Source organism: Vibrio sp. ED004 (genome assembly GCF_023206395.1).
GTDB lineage: Bacteria > Pseudomonadota > Gammaproteobacteria > Enterobacterales > Vibrionaceae > Vibrio.
In genome coordinates, this window is record NZ_CP066149.1 from 2,796,991 (window position 1) to 2,813,620 (window position 16,630).

General features: G+C 45.5%; 13 protein-coding genes. 11 read left to right on the forward strand and 2 right to left on the reverse strand.

What is annotated here, in order from left to right:
- Positions 1–166: 166 nt before the first annotated feature.
- On the reverse strand, positions 167–2,944 hold the full coding sequence (locus ITG10_RS12640; RefSeq protein WP_248386423.1) for an insulinase family protein: 2,778 nt from the start codon (positions 2,942–2,944) through the stop codon (positions 167–169).
- Between the two features lie 305 nt (positions 2,945–3,249).
- Between ITG10_RS12640 and sixA the strand changes: the two genes are divergently transcribed.
- Complete coding sequence (gene sixA, locus ITG10_RS12645) at positions 3,250–3,714, forward strand: phosphohistidine phosphatase SixA (RefSeq protein WP_017633129.1); 465 nt, start codon at positions 3,250–3,252, stop codon at positions 3,712–3,714.
- 107 nt (positions 3,715–3,821) lie between these two features.
- Here the strand turns inward: sixA and smrB are convergent, their stop codons facing one another.
- Complete coding sequence (gene smrB, locus ITG10_RS12650) at positions 3,822–4,352, reverse strand: endonuclease SmrB (protein ID WP_017633130.1); 531 nt, start codon at positions 4,350–4,352, stop codon at positions 3,822–3,824.
- A gap of 62 nt (positions 4,353–4,414) precedes the next feature.
- On the opposite strand from smrB, the gene prmB reads away from it, so the two are divergent.
- The 10 genes from prmB to hflX all read left to right on the forward strand — a co-directional run bounded on the left by prmB (position 4,415) and on the right by hflX (position 16,582).
- On the forward strand, positions 4,415–5,347 hold the full coding sequence (gene prmB / locus ITG10_RS12655; RefSeq protein ID WP_017633131.1) for a 50S ribosomal protein L3 N(5)-glutamine methyltransferase: 933 nt from the start codon (positions 4,415–4,417) through the stop codon (positions 5,345–5,347).
- A gap of 226 nt (positions 5,348–5,573) precedes the next feature.
- On the forward strand, positions 5,574–6,215 hold the full coding sequence (locus ITG10_RS12660; protein ID WP_017633132.1) for a LysE family translocator: 642 nt from the start codon (positions 5,574–5,576) through the stop codon (positions 6,213–6,215).
- A gap of 518 nt (positions 6,216–6,733) precedes the next feature.
- The gene (locus ITG10_RS12665; protein ID WP_017633133.1) at positions 6,734–8,191 is read left to right on the forward strand and encodes a protein adenylyltransferase SelO; all 1,458 of its coding nucleotides are present in this window, start codon (positions 6,734–6,736) and stop codon (positions 8,189–8,191) included.
- A gap of 151 nt (positions 8,192–8,342) precedes the next feature.
- Positions 8,343–9,071, forward strand: coding sequence for a response regulator transcription factor (locus tag ITG10_RS12670; RefSeq protein WP_017633134.1), 729 nt, complete (start codon positions 8,343–8,345; stop codon positions 9,069–9,071).
- 13 nt (positions 9,072–9,084) lie between these two features.
- Positions 9,085–10,530 (forward strand): ATP-binding protein, encoded by a 1,446-nt coding sequence (locus ITG10_RS12675; protein WP_017633135.1) that lies wholly within the window; start codon positions 9,085–9,087, stop codon positions 10,528–10,530.
- Between the two features lie 110 nt (positions 10,531–10,640).
- Positions 10,641–11,888 carry an ABC transporter substrate-binding protein gene (locus tag ITG10_RS12680; protein WP_017633136.1) on the forward strand — a complete coding sequence of 416 codons (1,248 nt, stop codon included), beginning with the start codon at positions 10,641–10,643 and terminating at the stop codon, positions 11,886–11,888.
- A 144-nt stretch (positions 11,889–12,032) separates the two neighbouring features.
- A complete protein-coding gene (locus ITG10_RS12685; RefSeq protein WP_026084478.1) occupies positions 12,033–12,971 on the forward strand; it encodes a sugar ABC transporter permease in 939 nt (312 codons plus the stop codon).
- Complete coding sequence (locus tag ITG10_RS12690; RefSeq protein ID WP_017633138.1) at positions 12,968–13,825, forward strand: carbohydrate ABC transporter permease; 858 nt, start codon at positions 12,968–12,970, stop codon at positions 13,823–13,825. Before ITG10_RS12685 ends, ITG10_RS12690 begins: the two co-directional genes overlap by 4 nt.
- Positions 13,826–13,831: 6 nt before the next feature.
- Positions 13,832–14,944, forward strand: a complete 1,113-nt coding sequence (gene ugpC, locus ITG10_RS12695; protein ID WP_017633139.1) for a sn-glycerol-3-phosphate ABC transporter ATP-binding protein UgpC — start codon at positions 13,832–13,834, stop codon at positions 14,942–14,944.
- Positions 14,945–15,214: 270 nt separating this feature from the next.
- Positions 15,215–16,582: a GTPase HflX gene (gene hflX / locus ITG10_RS12700; RefSeq protein ID WP_017633140.1), complete on the forward strand. Its 1,368-nt coding sequence runs from the start codon at positions 15,215–15,217 to the stop codon at positions 16,580–16,582.
- The last annotated feature ends 48 nt before the right edge of the window (positions 16,583–16,630 follow it).

Here is a 16,630-nt window from a genome sequence, read left to right on the forward strand (position 1 = left end):
AAGCTATTAGTGTGAATAGGGAGATTGTAGCTAAATGCATAGTAATCAAAACTACCGTCATCTCCTAAAGCGACGAAGGAGCGTAATAGGAGATCTGCTTTTGTGCTTCACCCAATAAAAAAGGTTGATGCTCTCACATCAACCTATTGACTCTTATAAACTCTTATTAGCCAAGCTCAGTATCTTTCGGGCGCAGCTGAAACTCATCAATAGAGCCTATTTCCACACCCGCCGACAGCTTCTCTTCGTCCTGATGCGCATTACCGTGAGCGTGCATAATCAAACGATTGGCCGTGCGTGGCTTGAGCTGGCTGACCACAAAACGCATCATGTCAGAGCGAGTGAGCCCCTTGAGTTCTTCAAGCACACGCTCTCTCTGGTTGAACTCCCCATCCTTATTGCCAATCGCAACCCATAAGCGCTGAGCACGGCCTCGTAATGTTGTATCGGGAGTTGAAATCTGATTCCAGAGACCACGCTTACTGCTATGCCATTGGTAGTCATTCAGCTCCAATAACACCATATAAAAGGCATTGAGAAACTCATCGATTGAAGCTAACAAATCAGCTGGAGCCGCATTAGGAGACTGCACGTACAACACAATACCTGGGTGTCGGTTTAGCGGCATATTGCCAGTGCCAACCATGTATCCAAGTTGTTGTTTTGTGCGTATTTCGTGGAAGAAAGTGGCCGACATAAGGTGGTTAGCTAATGAGTACAACGCGATATTCTGAGGTGAAATATCAGGGCATTGGTAGTAAACCACGATAGCTGAATCATCTTGATTACAGACCACTTCACGTTGGAAGCTGCCGTTTTCACCCAGCATGATTAATGGTCGCAGTGACTCTTCATAAGCTTGGTCTTGAACACGTAGGGCATCTTTTAGCGTCTCAGCCATCTTATGTGCATCGGCTTTTTTCCAGTCGCCATATACAAACATCTCAACATGAAGTTCAGCCAAAATAGACTGAACGAATGACGACAACTCATCGACTTCAATCGTTTCTAGCGCTTCAATCAACACCGCATAAGGAGGATTGTTGGGCTGTAAGATACCTGTCATTGCATTAAACAGCTGCGAGATAGGGCGATCTTGTGACGCGTTATTCCAGTTTCTGAGTAATTGATGCTTAATTGTTTCGAAGCGTGTTGGACTAAAGTCGCGTGCTTGGAAGCGTTCAAGGATCATATTGAGCAGTTGTGGCTGCTTTTCGCTAAATCCAGACAGCGTCAGCGTGACTCCACCTTGGTGGGTATACATGTTGTAACCCATACCTGCAATTTCAGCCTGATAGGTATCTTTTTCCAGAGAATCTAAGAACATCTCTACACATAAGCGTGTTTTGACGATGTTTCTAGGGCTAGCCACTGAGTGCGGGCTATCAATAGCGATATACACCACACCTTTCGGTACTCGAAATTGATGGTCTTGAAGGTGCCATAGCTTAAATCCGTCCAACTCTTCTAACAGTTGTGGATGTTTAGCATCACCTTCGAGCTCTGCAGGATCCAAGTCATAGCAAATAAACGGGTTTTTGCTTGGTAGCTCAAATTTCCAACCGGGATTGATGCACATAAAGCATTGGGTTTGCTCTGAGCTAAAAGGTGTCACAGAGTAGGGCGTAAAGTACCATTTCGCTTCTCTGTCATACTCGAAACCTTGGGCAACAATGGTCGCGCGCATATTGTCGACGGTTAAGTAGGGAAGCAAAGAACGCTGTAATTCGTCATCGAAGTGCGACATCTTATAGTCGCCATACACTACGTCTTGTTCTTGGTAGTGCTGCATGTTGATCACCAAATGACTCACCACATCAAGTGGTCTTGCTGGCTCTTGAAAGCGGAAAGCGGACTCCAAAACGGCGCGCTTTTCTAGATAACGCCACTCTTCAATACCTTGTTGTTCAATCAACTTGATGTACTGGAATACCGCTTGGATGATGTTATCGGTTTTGGTTAAACCTTCGATGGTCAATGAACAACTGACTGTGAAATCACGGTAGTTACTGCCGCTTGCGCCGCCACCTGCTGAGAGAGAAGTAATCCAACCTTTCTCTTTCAACTGCATCATCAAACTGCCTTCGCCTTCATAACCTAAAAGGTGTGCAAAGAACGACAGAGGCTTAACGCCGTAGTGCTCGTCCATGCTTGGCATAGGGAAGGTTAATATGAGTTTACGCACTTCCTTTATCGGCTCGACGTGCACTTGAACGCCTGTGCTCAACTCGCCAACAATCGGTACTTCCACCTTCTTGCCTTGTAGGTTGTGATTGGTAATCGAGCTAAAGCGATCTTCAACCCAGCCTTGCATCTCATCTAAGGATTGATTGCCAGACAGCGTGAGTGTCATTAGGTCTGCAGAATATTGTTGCTGGTGGAACGATAAGATCTCTTGTCGAATCGTCTCGCCATTCCTGTCGCCCAACGTATCGATATTACCGACAGAAAACTTCGAGAATGGGTGATTGTGGTTCACCAGTTCTTTGGTAACTTGGTACAAGCGTCGCGAATCGTCGTTGAGTTTCATCTTATATTCTGAATCAACGGCTTGGCGTTCTTTATCTAATGCTTCTTCGTTGAACAGGGGAGCAGTGAAAAATTGGCTGAAGCGATCGAGTGCGGTTTCAAACGCATTCAATTCAACATCAAAAAAGAAGCAGGTGTGCTCTGTTCCCGTCCAAGCATTGTTACTACCACCATGTTGGCTGATAAAACTTTGGAACTCTCCGACCTTTGGATACTTTTCAGTTCCCAAAAATAGCATATGCTCTAAGTAGTGAGCTAAACCCTCTCGGTCTGTAGGGTCATCAAAGTGCCCCACATTAACGGCTAATGCGGCTGCTGCTTTTTGAGAATTTTGGTCCTGAACTAACAGTACGCGTAACCCGTTATTTAAGGTTATGTAACGGTATTGATGTTCATCATTTGGGCTTAAGTGCACAGGAGCATCTCCAGAGAAGGTGGTTTTTAAATTATGTACCCGATGATTCGGCGTGCAAACCTTGTAATCATATTTTGGGATATGAAGTGCTTTTTGGCGATTTCTAAATCACTTTTATCGATTTTTATCAGTAATTTATTTTCTTTTAACAAGATTGTTAAGAAAGTCGAACTCTTTGGCAAGTGACTTGATATAATTATTTATATTGACTGCGGTTTCTCTGGATTGAGAGCCAAACCTAAGTAGCGTTTCGCTGATATATGGGATATATCGACTTTCGACATGTTACGAAGACAGGATTGAACATGAAAATATTCATTATGCGCCACGGTGAAGCAGAACATTTTGCGGATTCGGATGCAGAACGAGCGTTGACCAAGCGCGGGAAAATGGCTTCTCTTGCAGTGGCACAAGCTGCAAATGAGCAGGGGATTAGTCAATTCGATAAAGTGCTGGTGAGCCCATATTTAAGGGCACAAGAAACGTGGTTAGAGATCTCTCAGGCGTTTTCTGGCACGAAAGTAGAAACCTGTGATGATATTACGCCTTATGGAATGTCCGACGATGTGTTTGATTTGACCTTGGCAATGGCTGAAGTAGAAAAACTAGAGACCATTTTATTTGTTTCTCATTTACCTCTAGTGGGCTACCTAACAGCAGAATTTGCCACTGGTATGGCTCCGCCGATGTTCCCAACGTCAGGCCTAGCCTGCATCGACTTTAACCTTGAAACACAGAAAGGTGAGTTACTTTGGAACATCAATCCATAGTGAAGGTGAAGAAAACCTTTTAATTGGAAGGCTAAAGTGAAAAGGGCATCTCAATGATTTGAGATGCCCTTTTGGTTTTTGGTGATGAAGCGATTTGCAAACCAGCATTACTTCTCAGGAATCGAAAGCAGTACCAGCAACGCACCGTTACCGCCAAATTCTAATGGCGCTTGGTGAAAAGCCATCACGTCTGGGTGCTGTGCTAACCACAAAGGCACCTTCTGCTTAAGGATGTGTTTGCCAATGCCGTGTTGAACGCAGGCACACGCCACGCTCTCTTTTACGCAGTGCGCAATCATTGCTCCAAGCTCACGTTTGGCTTCTTGCTGAGTCATACCATGCATATCGAGATACACGTCTGGTACGTAGACACCACGACGCAGGCGCTTCACCTCGTATTTAGAGACATCATCACGCGCATAACGTGTAGGGCCGTCTTCGCTAAGGTGTGGAATGAACTCATCTGAGAAATAAAACTCGCTATCACTGGCTTGTCTTGCCGTTCGAGTAATTTCTTTTTGCTTGGCATTTCTTTTTGGCTGCTGGACTATGGTATCCTGTTGCAACTTTTTAACGCCCTTTACTGCATCGTTGAATAGGGCGAAATCGTCATCGAAGTCGGTGTCTTTTTTGCTCATCAGGTTATGAATTCTAATTAGAAACGTAATTAGCAGTATTGTAGCGCTTTTCGGAGACAATTTTGGATAAGATTTTTGTAGAAGAAGCGGTATCAGAACTACACACGCTTCAAGATGTGATTCGTTGGACTGTTAGCCGCTTTAACGCAGCTGGCCTATTTTATGGTCACGGCACTGATAACGCGTGGGATGAGGCAGTACAACTTATCTTACCTACTCTTTATCTGCCGATTGATGTTCCTTCGCATGTAATGAACTCTCGTCTAACGAGCAGTGAACGTCTGCGTATCGTTGAGCGTGTGATCAAGCGTATTAATGATCGTACACCAACGGCTTACCTGACCAACAAAGCTTGGTTCTGTGGCCTTGAGTTCTTCGTTGATGAGCGCGTTCTTGTGCCTCGTTCTCCAATTGGTGAGCTGATCGAAGCTCAATTCCAACCTTGGTTAACTGAAGAGCCAGTTCGCATCATGGATATGTGTACGGGCAGTGGTTGTATTGCTATCGCTTGTGCTCATGCATTCCCAGATGCTGAAGTAGACGCGATTGATATCTCTACTGACGCACTTCAAGTTGCTGAGCAGAACGTTCAAGATCACGGCATGGAGCAACAAGTGTTCCCAATCCGTTCAGATCTTTTCCGTGATCTGCCGAAAGAGAAATACAACCTGATCGTATCTAACCCGCCTTACGTGGACGAAGAAGATATGAACAGCCTGCCAGATGAGTTTACTCATGAGCCAGAACTTGGCTTAGCGGCGGGTACTGATGGTCTGAAATTGGTTCGCCGTATCCTAGCTAATGCACCAGACTACCTAACTGATGATGGTATTCTGATCTGTGAAGTGGGTAACTCAATGGTTCATATGATGGATCAGTACCCTGAGATTCCATTCACTTGGATTGAATTCTCAAACGGTGGTCACGGTGTATTCATGATCACTCGCGAGCAGCTAGTGGCTTGCGCTGACGAGTTCTCTATCTACAAAGACTAGGTAATGATGGCTAGTTTTTAGCTTAGTACTTAGTAAGACGTTCTATTTGAAACGTTTTAATTTAAACGCCATGCCGCAATGCATGGCGTTTTTTATTGCCTTAGTTTTGGGGTTAAGTCATCAACGCAGAATAAATAATGTTCAATATTTAGTTGCCTAATATGAATAGCTATTACATATTGGTGGCTAATGTTTAGCCGTTTTAGTGAGTTAAGGAGAATTCGCGATGAGCTTTGATACATGGGTTTATTATTTGTTGGCAGTACTGATTTTAACGGCATCGCCGGGCCCCAGTTCTTTATTGTGCATGACCAAAGGTGTGCAATCGGGTTTTAAATTATCAATATTTACTGCGCTGGGTAGCTTAACGGCGATCACTGGAATCTTAACGTTATCGTTCACAGGCTTAGGGGTGATCATTGCTTCATCGGAAGTGGTGTTTAATGTCATTAAATGGACAGGCGCTGCGTATCTTATCTATCTTGGCTGGAAGTCTTTACGTTCTAACCAGCAAGATTACGACGATCTATCCAGTCAACAAACCGATTCTCAACTTGTTAAAGAAAGCGCGGTGCAACACTACTTAAGTGGTTTTATTGTTGGCGCGAGTAACCCGAAAGCGATCTTGTTTTTTACCGCACTTTTCCCTCAGTTTATCGACCCGTCACTCGCTTTGCTTCCCCAGTTTGCGGTGTTTGCTTTAACCTTTGCTGTGATGGAGTTGTCTTGGCTGTTGGTGTACGCGTATTTAGGTGCGAAGTCTTCAAACTGGCTGTTTGCGAAAGGCAGAGCTAAGGTTTTCAATCGTGTTACAGGGGGCGTGTTTATTGGTGCTGGCGCGCTGCTTTCGACGACAAGCCGAGCATAACTTTTTGATTTATCAGAGGGCTGAATAGTTACAGAAAATTCTTAATGCTGTCATAAAAGGTTAATATTAATGTGCTTGCTGATTTTGGTGAAAAGCCGATATATTGTAGTTACACCATCACGTTCTCAAGGAGAGACATATGCAGCATCAAGAAATGATTCAACACAGTAACTTTGGCGTTATCAGCCGCACTTGGATTTTCTCTACCCTTTCTCTAGTGGGTATTCTTGCTCTAATGTAGTCAGCTTAATGGCTCTATATTTTCAGTTTTTATTATGAAATCACTTGTTAAAAAGTCTTCAAAGTCAGAACTCTTTATCTCATAAACGTGGCTTTTCTCATCAGGCTAGCCACTTAACCTTTTCTCGCTGTACCTTTCTCTGATTAACCATTTTCCCTGAATAATCGCTTTGACGTGTTATCCCATTTCTTCAAATAGATTCATTGTTTAACCTGATCTGAAGTTGTTATCAAACTGTGATAATCTTAAGTTATCTATTACCTACAGTGTATCTCTCATGTCTGTCTGGGATTCAATTTCATTTAACAATCGATTTACGACGTTACCTCGACTGTTCTATACCCCAATTCAACCTACACCTTTAAATAATGTCCAATGGCTTGCATGGAACCAAAACCTTGCGAGTGAACTCGGCTTTCCGTCATTTGAGGACGTCTCTGAGGAGTTGCTTGAAACTTTATCGGGCAACGTTGAACCAGAGCAGTTTTTACCTGTAGCAATGAAATACGCAGGCCACCAATTTGGTTCATATAATCCTGATTTAGGTGATGGCAGAGGTCTGCTATTAGCGCAAGTTGTCGCGAAAAGTGGTGAAACGTTCGATTTACACCTCAAAGGAGCAGGTAAAACGCCATATTCGCGCATGGGGGATGGGCGCGCCGTGATTCGCTCAACGGTGCGCGAGTATTTATGTAGTGAAGCGATGGCTGGGCTTAATATCCCAACGACACGTGCGTTGGCTATGATGACCAGTGACACACCAGTTTATCGAGAGAAGCAAGAGTGGGGCGCATTGCTGGTGCGTGCTGCTGAGTCACACATTCGTTTCGGTCACTTTGAACATCTGTTTTATACCAATCAGTTGGCCGAGCATAAATTGTTGGCTGATAAAGTCATCGAGTGGCACTTCCCTGAATGCCTTGATGAAGACAAGCCCTACGCTGCTATGTTTAATCAGATTGTTGACCGTACCGCAGAGATGATTGCGTTGTGGCAAGCAAATGGCTTTGCTCATGGGGTGATGAATACCGATAACATGTCGATTATTGGACAAACGTTTGATTACGGCCCGTTTGCATTCTTAGATGAATATGACCCGAGGTTGATCTGTAATCACTCCGACTACCAAGGTCGTTATGCCTTTAATCAACAACCTAGAATTGGATTGTGGAACCTGTCAGCTCTGGCTCACTCTCTGTCGCCGCTGGTGGAGAAAGCTGATTTAGAGGCAGCGTTAGAACAGTATGAGCCACAAATGAACGGTTATTTCAGCCAGTTGATGCGTAGAAAGCTTGGGCTGCTTGCAAAACATGAAGGCGACAGCCGTTTGTTTGAATCTATGTTCGAATTGATGTCGCAAAACAAAGTCGATTACCCAAGGTTCTTTAGAACGCTGTCTAACCTAGATACCTTGCCTGCGCAGGAGGTGATTGATTTGGTTATCGATCGTGATGCCGCAAAACTATGGCTGGATAACTATTTGCAACGCTGTGAACTAGAAGAGAGTTCAGTGGCAGAGCGCTGTGAAAATATGAGGCAGGTAAACCCCAAATACATCCTCAGAAACTACCTAGCTCAGCTTGCGATAGATAAAGCCGAGCGTGGTGATAGCAGTGATATTGACGCATTGATGGTGGTACTAGCCGATCCTTATGCGGAACACCCTGACTACGAACATCTTGCCGCGTTACCACCTGAGTGGGGTAAAGCGATGGAGATCAGCTGCTCGTCGTAAATCGATTCGCCTATTCAAACGAGTGGATGGAGGTCACTTAGTTGTGATCTCTGTCTGTTTGTTCTTCTAATTTTACAAACATATCAATAATCAAATGCTCAACCTGCCTATAGACTATGTGAATAAGTTGTAAATTTAATAGGTTTGGGCGATGCCAACAAATAGTCGAATTCTCGTGGTGGATGATGATCAAGAAATCCGCGAGCTGCTGGAAGAGTACCTCACAAAATCAGGCTTCGATGTCTCCTCTGTTGGAGATGGTGTTGAACTTGAAACTCACCTGCAAAGCCAAGGTTACCCTGACCTGATCCTTCTTGATGTGATGCTACCCGGTGATGACGGTTTTACTTTGTGTCAGCGCGTCCGCAAACAATCGAATGTACCGATCATCATGCTGACTGCGGTATCGGATGAAACCGACCAGATCATTGGCTTGGAAATTGGTGCAGATGACTATATCGCTAAGCCGTTTAGCCCTCGTCAATTAATGGCGCGTATCAAAGCATTACTGCGCCGCGTTCAAGTCGTCGATGACAAACCGAGTGATGCGTTGCCAAAGCAGATCATCTTTGGTGACTGGACGCTCGATACGCTCGCTCATCGAATTTCTCACAATGAAAGCTCAGAAGAGATGGACTTGTCGGGCAGTGATTTCTCATTGTTAATGTTGTTCCTTACTCGCCCTAATGAAGTGTTAGACCGAGATACTATCTCTTTCGCCACTAGAGGCCGTGAAGCGCTGCCTTTTGAACGTGGTATTGATGTACAGCTAAGTCGCCTGAGAAGCCGATTAGGCGACAGTGGTAAATATCCTCACTACATCAAAACCATGCGTGGTAACGGCTATATTCTGGCTGTGCCTGTGCATTATGAGCACTGAGTAAGAAGTCCGTATGAAGTGGTTGAGAAGTTTAAAGCCAAATTCCCTGGTTGCTCGAACCTTGTTATTAACCTTGTTGGCGGTGGTCATTGCTCAAGGTATCGCAACCTCTATTTGGTACAGCGAATCTAAACATAAGGAATTGGAAGGGATTCGTTCGGCCTCATCCAGCATGGCGAACATGTTTGCTTCAACAGTGACTTTCTTCCAGTCTCTGCCCGTCAAATATCGCCATATCGTGTTAGACCAAATTCGAAATATGGGCGGGACGCGTTTCTTCGTCTCTTTCAATAAAGAGGCGCTGATTGTTGAGCCCATTCCCGATACTCGTTTAAAAATGGCCTCGATAGAAGCCATAGAAAGCGTGTTAAGTAGCAAGCTTAATAAGGTGGAATCGGTGCGCGTCGATTTCTCTAGCCCAGAGCACCTTCGATTACTTAAAAATGACATCTACTTGAGCGATCTCCCTCGATCGTGGGCGCATCACACATTAACCTTAGAGCCTCTTAATCCTCCAATACTGGTTGTTCAGATTGAATTAGCTAGTCATGAATGGGTGTACATTGCCGCACTGTTGCCTGCACCCTACGTAAAACTGGATGACACTATTCTCGGCCGTGAACAGGTGATCTTTTTGCTCTCATCAACGCTGATTCTATTGGTGTTGACCTACTTAATGATTCGTCGCCAAGTGCGCCCGCTTAAAAAGCTCGCAAGGGCTGCTAACGAGATGAGTATGGATATTCAACAGCCGCCGCTTAACGAAGAGGGGGCGACTGAACTGGTCACGGCGACTCGGGCGTTTAATCGTATGCAGCAGCGTATTCGTCGCTATGTTGCCGATAGGGAGCATCTCTTTTCTGCTATCTCTCATGACTTAAAGACACCCATAACTCGGCTTAGGTTGAGAGCTGAGCTGTTGGAAAGCGAAGTTAAGAAAGACAAGTTCAACAAGGATTTGGATGAGCTTGAGATGATGGTTAAGGGCGCTTTACAAGCGGTAAGAGACACTGACCTTCACGAAAACAACGCTATTATCGACCTCAATGAGATGATGCTCTCCGTGATTGAACTTCACAACCAACATCAAACCTTGGTTGAGTTTGAGCCCACTGTGGTTGAACCGTTAGTCGCCAAACCATTAGCCATTAAACGTGTGCTAACCAACCTTATCGACAACGCTGTGAAATATGGGACATCAGCTGAGGTCGATATCAGCAGTGATTCAGTGTGGGTTATCGTGACGATTCAAGATCACGGAAAAGGTATTCCTGAAGACAAACTTGAGCTGGTGTTTGAACCTTACTTTAGGCTTGCGACCGACGACCAAGGACACGGTTTAGGGCTCGGGATCTGCCGAAATATCCTGCACGGACACGGCGGAGATCTCATTATTCGCAACTCTCCTCAAGGCGGCTTAGAGGCCAAAGTCTATATCCCTAGAGGCTTAGATGTGTAATGTAACAATTGTGTTACATTGGGCTTACCTTTTGTTTCAATCCTAAAAATCAAAATAAGTAGACTCTGTATTGAACCGGACGTCGAGTCCGCTAAACATGGAAGATAATAATGAAAATCAATAAAACCCTACTTACTCTATCTCTTCTTGCTGCCTCAACATTTTCTCAAGCTGGTGAAGTGGAAGTGCTCCACTGGTGGACTGCCGGTGGCGAAGCAAAATCTGCCGCGGTACTGAAAGAGATGATTGAAGAACAAGGCCATACATGGAAAGACTTTGCAGTGGCTGGTGGTGGCGGTGAAAGTGCGATGACCGTTTTGAAAACGCGAGCAGTATCAGGTAACCCACCGTCTGCAGCGCAGATCAAAGGTCATGATATTCAAGAGTGGGGTGGTTTAGGTTTTCTAACGTCTCTCGATGCAACAGCAAAACAAGAGCAGTGGGATGAACTACTGCCAGAAGTTGTCACTAAAGTGATGAAGTGGGACGGCGAATATGTAGCGGTTCCTGTTAACGTTCACCGTGTTAACTGGCTTTGGGCTAACCCTGTTGTATTAGAAAAATCAGGTGTGACGGTTCCAACCACATTAGACGAATTCTTTGTGGCGGCAGACAAGATCAAGGCGGCTGGCTTTATTCCTCTGGCTCACGGTGGCCAACCTTGGCAAGACGCGACAGTCTTCGAAGCGGTAGCACTTGATGTACTAGGCAGTGAAGACTACAACAAAGCGTTCGTTGATCTTGATATGGACGTTTTATCTGGCGACAAAATGGTGGAAGTGTTCACCAAGTTCAAAAAAATGCGTGACTATATCGACAGCAATTCTCCGGGTCGTGATTGGAACGTCGCAACCTCTATGGTTATCAATGGCGAAGCCGCGATGCAAATCATGGGTGACTGGGCGAAAGGTGAGTTTGCTGCAGCAGGCAAAGTGCCGGGTAAAGACTACATTTGCGCACCAGCTCCGGGTACTGACGGCCAATTTACCTTCAACATCGATAGCTTTGCCTTCTTTGAGTTAAGCGACAAAGAAAACCAAAAAGCGCAGCAAGATCTAGCGAAAACCATTCTTACCAAAGATTTCCAAGAAGTCTTCAACCTGAACAAAGGTTCTATCCCTGTACGTCTCGATATGGACATGTCTAAGTTCGACCAATGTGCGTTGGATTCAATGGCAACCTTTAAAGCAAGTGCGGAGTCTGGCGATCTAGTTCCGAGTATGGCTCACGGTCTAGCGACGACAAGCTACGCTCAAGGCGCTATCTATGACGTTGTGACCAACTTCTTCAATGAGAAAGATGCCGATCCAAAAGAAGCGGCAGCTAAGTTAGCGAAAGCAGTGAAAGCGGCTATCTAATCTCATTTGCTTTAACACCAAACCCCCAGGGTGGGTAGGCTCGTAGGGAGCCTATCTACTCTTCATTCCCAATTCTAATATGCGTGATGCTGATGTGGTGCCGAGAGGTAGGCCATCGGCTCGATTGTGCAACAAGGATAAGTTATGGAGCATGTTTTGACTGAGTCGACTCCAAAACCCATAAGGAGCCAGCCTGCACCCAAGCCTAGTTTTGCTGACAGGTTGCAACATTGGTTACCTAAAATTGTACTGGCGCCGACCGCGTTAGTGACCGTGGTCTGTATCTACGGCTACATTTTTTGGACGGCAGCGCTGTCGTTCACCAACTCTCGATTTCTACCGAGCTTTAACTTTGTTGGTTTAGCTCAATATGAAAAACTGATGGACAACGATCGCTGGATAACCTCAATCACCAATCTCGGTGTGTTTGGTTTTCTGTTCATGGCGATTGCTATCTTGTTAGGTGTGGGTTTGGCGGTATTGCTTGACCAGAACATCCGCCAAGAAGGCGCGATTCGTACCATCTATTTATACCCAATGGCCTTGTCATTCATCGTGACAGGTACGGCGTGGAAATGGATTCTTAATCCGGGTCTTGGCATTGAAAAGCTGATGCAAGATTGGGGATTTACTGACTTCAAATTTGATTGGTTAGTCGACTCTGAAATGTCGGTCTATACCTTGGTTATCGCGGCACTGTGGCAGTCTTCAGGCTTTGTGATGGCAATGTTCTTAGCGGGTCTTCGCGGCATCGATTCATCAATCATCAAAGCCGCTCAAATTGATGGAGCAAGCTTACCTACTATCTATCTCAAAATCATTCTGCCTTGCTTACGCCCAGTGGTTTTCAGCGCGGTGATCATCACGTCACATATTGCGATTAAGAGCTTCGACCTTGTGACCGCAATGACAGCGGGTGGCCCGGGCTATTCATCGGATCTTCCTGCGCTATTCATGTATGCACACTCCTTTACTCGTGGACAAGTCGGCCTTGGTGCCGCCAGTGCCATGATGATGCTTGCCGGTATCTTAGCGATTCTCGTGCCTTATCTTTACTCTGAACTTAGGGAGAAAAAGTCATGATGAATAACATCAATTTTGCACGAACCTTTATCTATTCAGCACTGCTTTTCTTCTGTTTAGTGTATCTAATGCCATTGTTCGTGATGGTGCTGACCTCATTCAAAACTCTGCCTGATATCAAGGCGGGTAACTTGATGAGCTTGCCGAAAGAGTGGGTGTTCGATGCTTGGTATAAAGCGTGGGACACCGCTTGTACGGGCGTGAAATGTGAAGGCATTAAAGGCTACTTCTGGAACTCATTCCAAATGGTGATTCCTGCGGTTGCGATTTCAACATTGCTTGGGGCATTCAATGGTTATGTGGTGACGAAATGGCAATTTAGAGGTTCAAACCTGTTCTTTAGTTTGTTGCTTTTTGGCTGCTTCATTCCGTTCCAAGTGGTACTACTGCCAATGGCAACCATGCTTGGCAAGATGGGTTTAGCGAACACTACGATTGGCTTGGTGATTGTGCACGTTATCTACGGCATGGCATTTACCACACTGTTTTTCCGTAACTTCTATATCTCGATTCCTGATGAATTGATCAAGGCGGCAAAACTGGATGGTGCAGGCTTCTTTACCATTTTCTTTAAGATCTTATTACCGATCTCTACACCTATCATCATGGTGACGGTGATCTGGCAGTTCACTGCAATCTGGAACGATTTCCTGTTCGGGGTGGTGTATTCAGGCTCAGAGACTCAACCAATCACCGTGGCATTAAACAACTTAGTCAACACCAGCACGGGCGTTAAAGAATACAACGTCGATATGGCTGCCGCGATCATCTCCGCACTGCCAACGCTGTTGGTGTATGTCTTCGCAGGAAAATATTTTGTTCGTGGCCTAACGGCAGGATCAGTAAAAGGATAATTACCCATGGCAACATTAGATTTAAAACAGATCCGTAAAACCTATCGCAACGCGGACAACGAAACGTTAAAGGGCATCGACATCAGTATCGATTCGGGGGAATTTTTGATACTTGTCGGCCCTTCGGGGTGTGGAAAATCCACCCTAATGAACACCATTGCTGGGCTAGAGAATATTAGCTCGGGTGAAATCGTGATTGACGGTGTTGACGTGGCCCAGGTTGAACCTAAAGACCGCGACATCGCGATGGTATTTCAGTCATACGCACTTTACCCAAACATGACGGTACGCGGCAATATCGCTTTCGGTTTGAAGATCCGTAAGATGCCACAGCAAGAGATTGATGCAGAGGTAAACCGAGTAGCGGAAATGCTGCAAATCGAACAGTTGCTGGATCGTAAACCGTCGCAACTTTCTGGTGGTCAGCGTCAACGTGTCGCTATGGGGCGCGCTTTGGCACGTCGTCCTAAGCTGTATCTGTTCGATGAGCCGCTTTCTAACTTGGATGCCAAGCTGCGTGTTGAAATGCGTCATCAGATTAAACGACTGCACCAAAAGCTGAACACCACCATTGTCTACGTGACCCATGATCAGATTGAAGCTATGACTCTGGCGGATCGCATCGCAGTAATGAAAGACGGCGAATTGCAGCAACTTGGTACGCCGCAAGAGATCTACACCAAGCCGAATAACATGTTCGTGGCTGGCTTTATGGGTTCACCATCAATGAACTTCATTAAGACCATGGTGGATTTGGATGATGAGCAGAATCCGATCATCAAAGTAACGGGCACAGCTGAGCAAGAGCACCATATTCGCTTGCCACAAAGCATGCGTGAGCAAGATGGTAAAGAAGTAGTGATTGGCCTGCGTCCTGAACACATCACCGAGCAGGAAAGTGAAGATGTGTCGGCAACGACCAAGCTAGATTTACAGCTGGAAGTATTGGAACCGACAGGGCCAGATACGATTGCGATGGTAAAAGTGAACGACCAAGAAGTGGCTTGTCGCTTGTCGCCGGAATTTGAAGTGTCAGTTGGGCAAATGGCGCCGCTGCATTTTGATTTATCAAAGGCGGTATTCTTTGATGCTCAGACTGAAGCGAGAATTGATTTTTAGTTTTTGAGACAGTAGCTCAATGAGAGTCTAAGCTTAAGCAAAGGCAGTATCACTAATTACTAATAAGTAACGTGGTGCTGTCTTTTTTGTTGTTTTAGCCTGTTTTATTTCCTCACGAAAACAGAGGGATAAACGAGATAAATGGATTAACTGCAATAATATCGCTAATTAGCCTCCGTTAGCTCTATAAAGCTGACCGAGAACAGCGTAGGATCGCGCTACTTTAGACCAAATACTAGGTTGCACATTAGTGCATAAACAGAAGAATACATGAAACTAACAGCAAAACCCTCAGCTAGTAACGCTTTACTTATTTCTATTACGACACCGGACTTCAAAGGTGACGAAGCAAAAGAGTCTCTTGCCGAACTTGCTCGCTTAGTAACAACCCTAGGGTTTAAAGTGGTCGGTACACAATCACAGCACCACAGTTCAACACAACGACAAAACGTGTTGGGTGCTGGTAAGCTTGCGGAAATTGCACACCTAACCGGTTACCAAGGTTCGATTGAAGAAGCCGAAGATGAAGACTTCCTTGATGAATCAGGTCTATTTGATTCAGAAATCGACGAGCTAGATTTTGATGATCTTCCAACGGGCAATTTCCAATACGGTGCCGCTGATGTTGTGGTCTTTGACTGTGATTTAAGCCCATCTCAACTGCGCACTGTTGAGGCGAGTTTGGGTGTGGAAGTATTTGACCGTACTGGCATCATCATCGAAATCTTCAGCCGTCACGCTCGTACTCGTACTGCTCGTCTGCAAGTTGATATCGCTCGTCTAAATTACTTAGTGCCACGACTTCGTGAAACGGCTGAGGGTGATAAAGAGCGTCAAATGGGTCAGGGCGCCGGTGAAACTTCACTAGAGTTAGACCGTCGTAACGTACGTGACCAAATTGCTGCGCTTAAGCGTGAGCTAGTAAGCGTACAAGATGAAATGAAGACCCGACGCACAAGGCGTGCGGAGCTTTTCACTGTTGCTCTAGTTGGTTACACCAACGCGGGTAAATCTTCGATGATGCGCGCTATGACCGCAACCGAAGTGAGCGGTGAGGATAAGCTTTTCGCAACCCTAGACACCACGGTTCGTGCACTTCAGCCGATCACTCAGCCGCGTATCCTAGTGTCAGATACGGTGGGTTTTATCAAGAAACTGCCACACGATCTTGTTGCTTCATTCCACTCGACGCTCGCAGAAGCGCACGATGCTTCGTTACTGCTTTATGTGGTTGATGCTTCTGACGTTTCATTCCGCGCGCAGCTTGATGTGGTACACGAAGTATTAGCACAAGTGGGCGTTGAAGGCAGCGAAAAACTATTGGTGCTGAACAAGTGCGATAGACTGAGCGAAGAAGAACAGTTAGAGCTGATTGAAGAATTCCCAGATGCGATGCTGACCTCGACTCGTGACCCGCTCGATATCACCAAACTGCACAAGTACATTGTGGGTGTGGCTGAACAAGGCATGATCGAAGAAGAGATCACGATTCCTTATTCAGGACAAGGCATCATCGGCGAAATTCGCTCAAACATGAGTGTGGTGAAGGAAGAGTACGACTACGAGTGCATCAAGCTTACTGTACGCTCAAGTGCAATTGACTTAGCGCGCTTGAAAAAGCGTATGCAGAAGTCTTAATCGTCTATCTAATTTAGGTAAGAACGTCCAAAGAAAAAGCGACCCGAT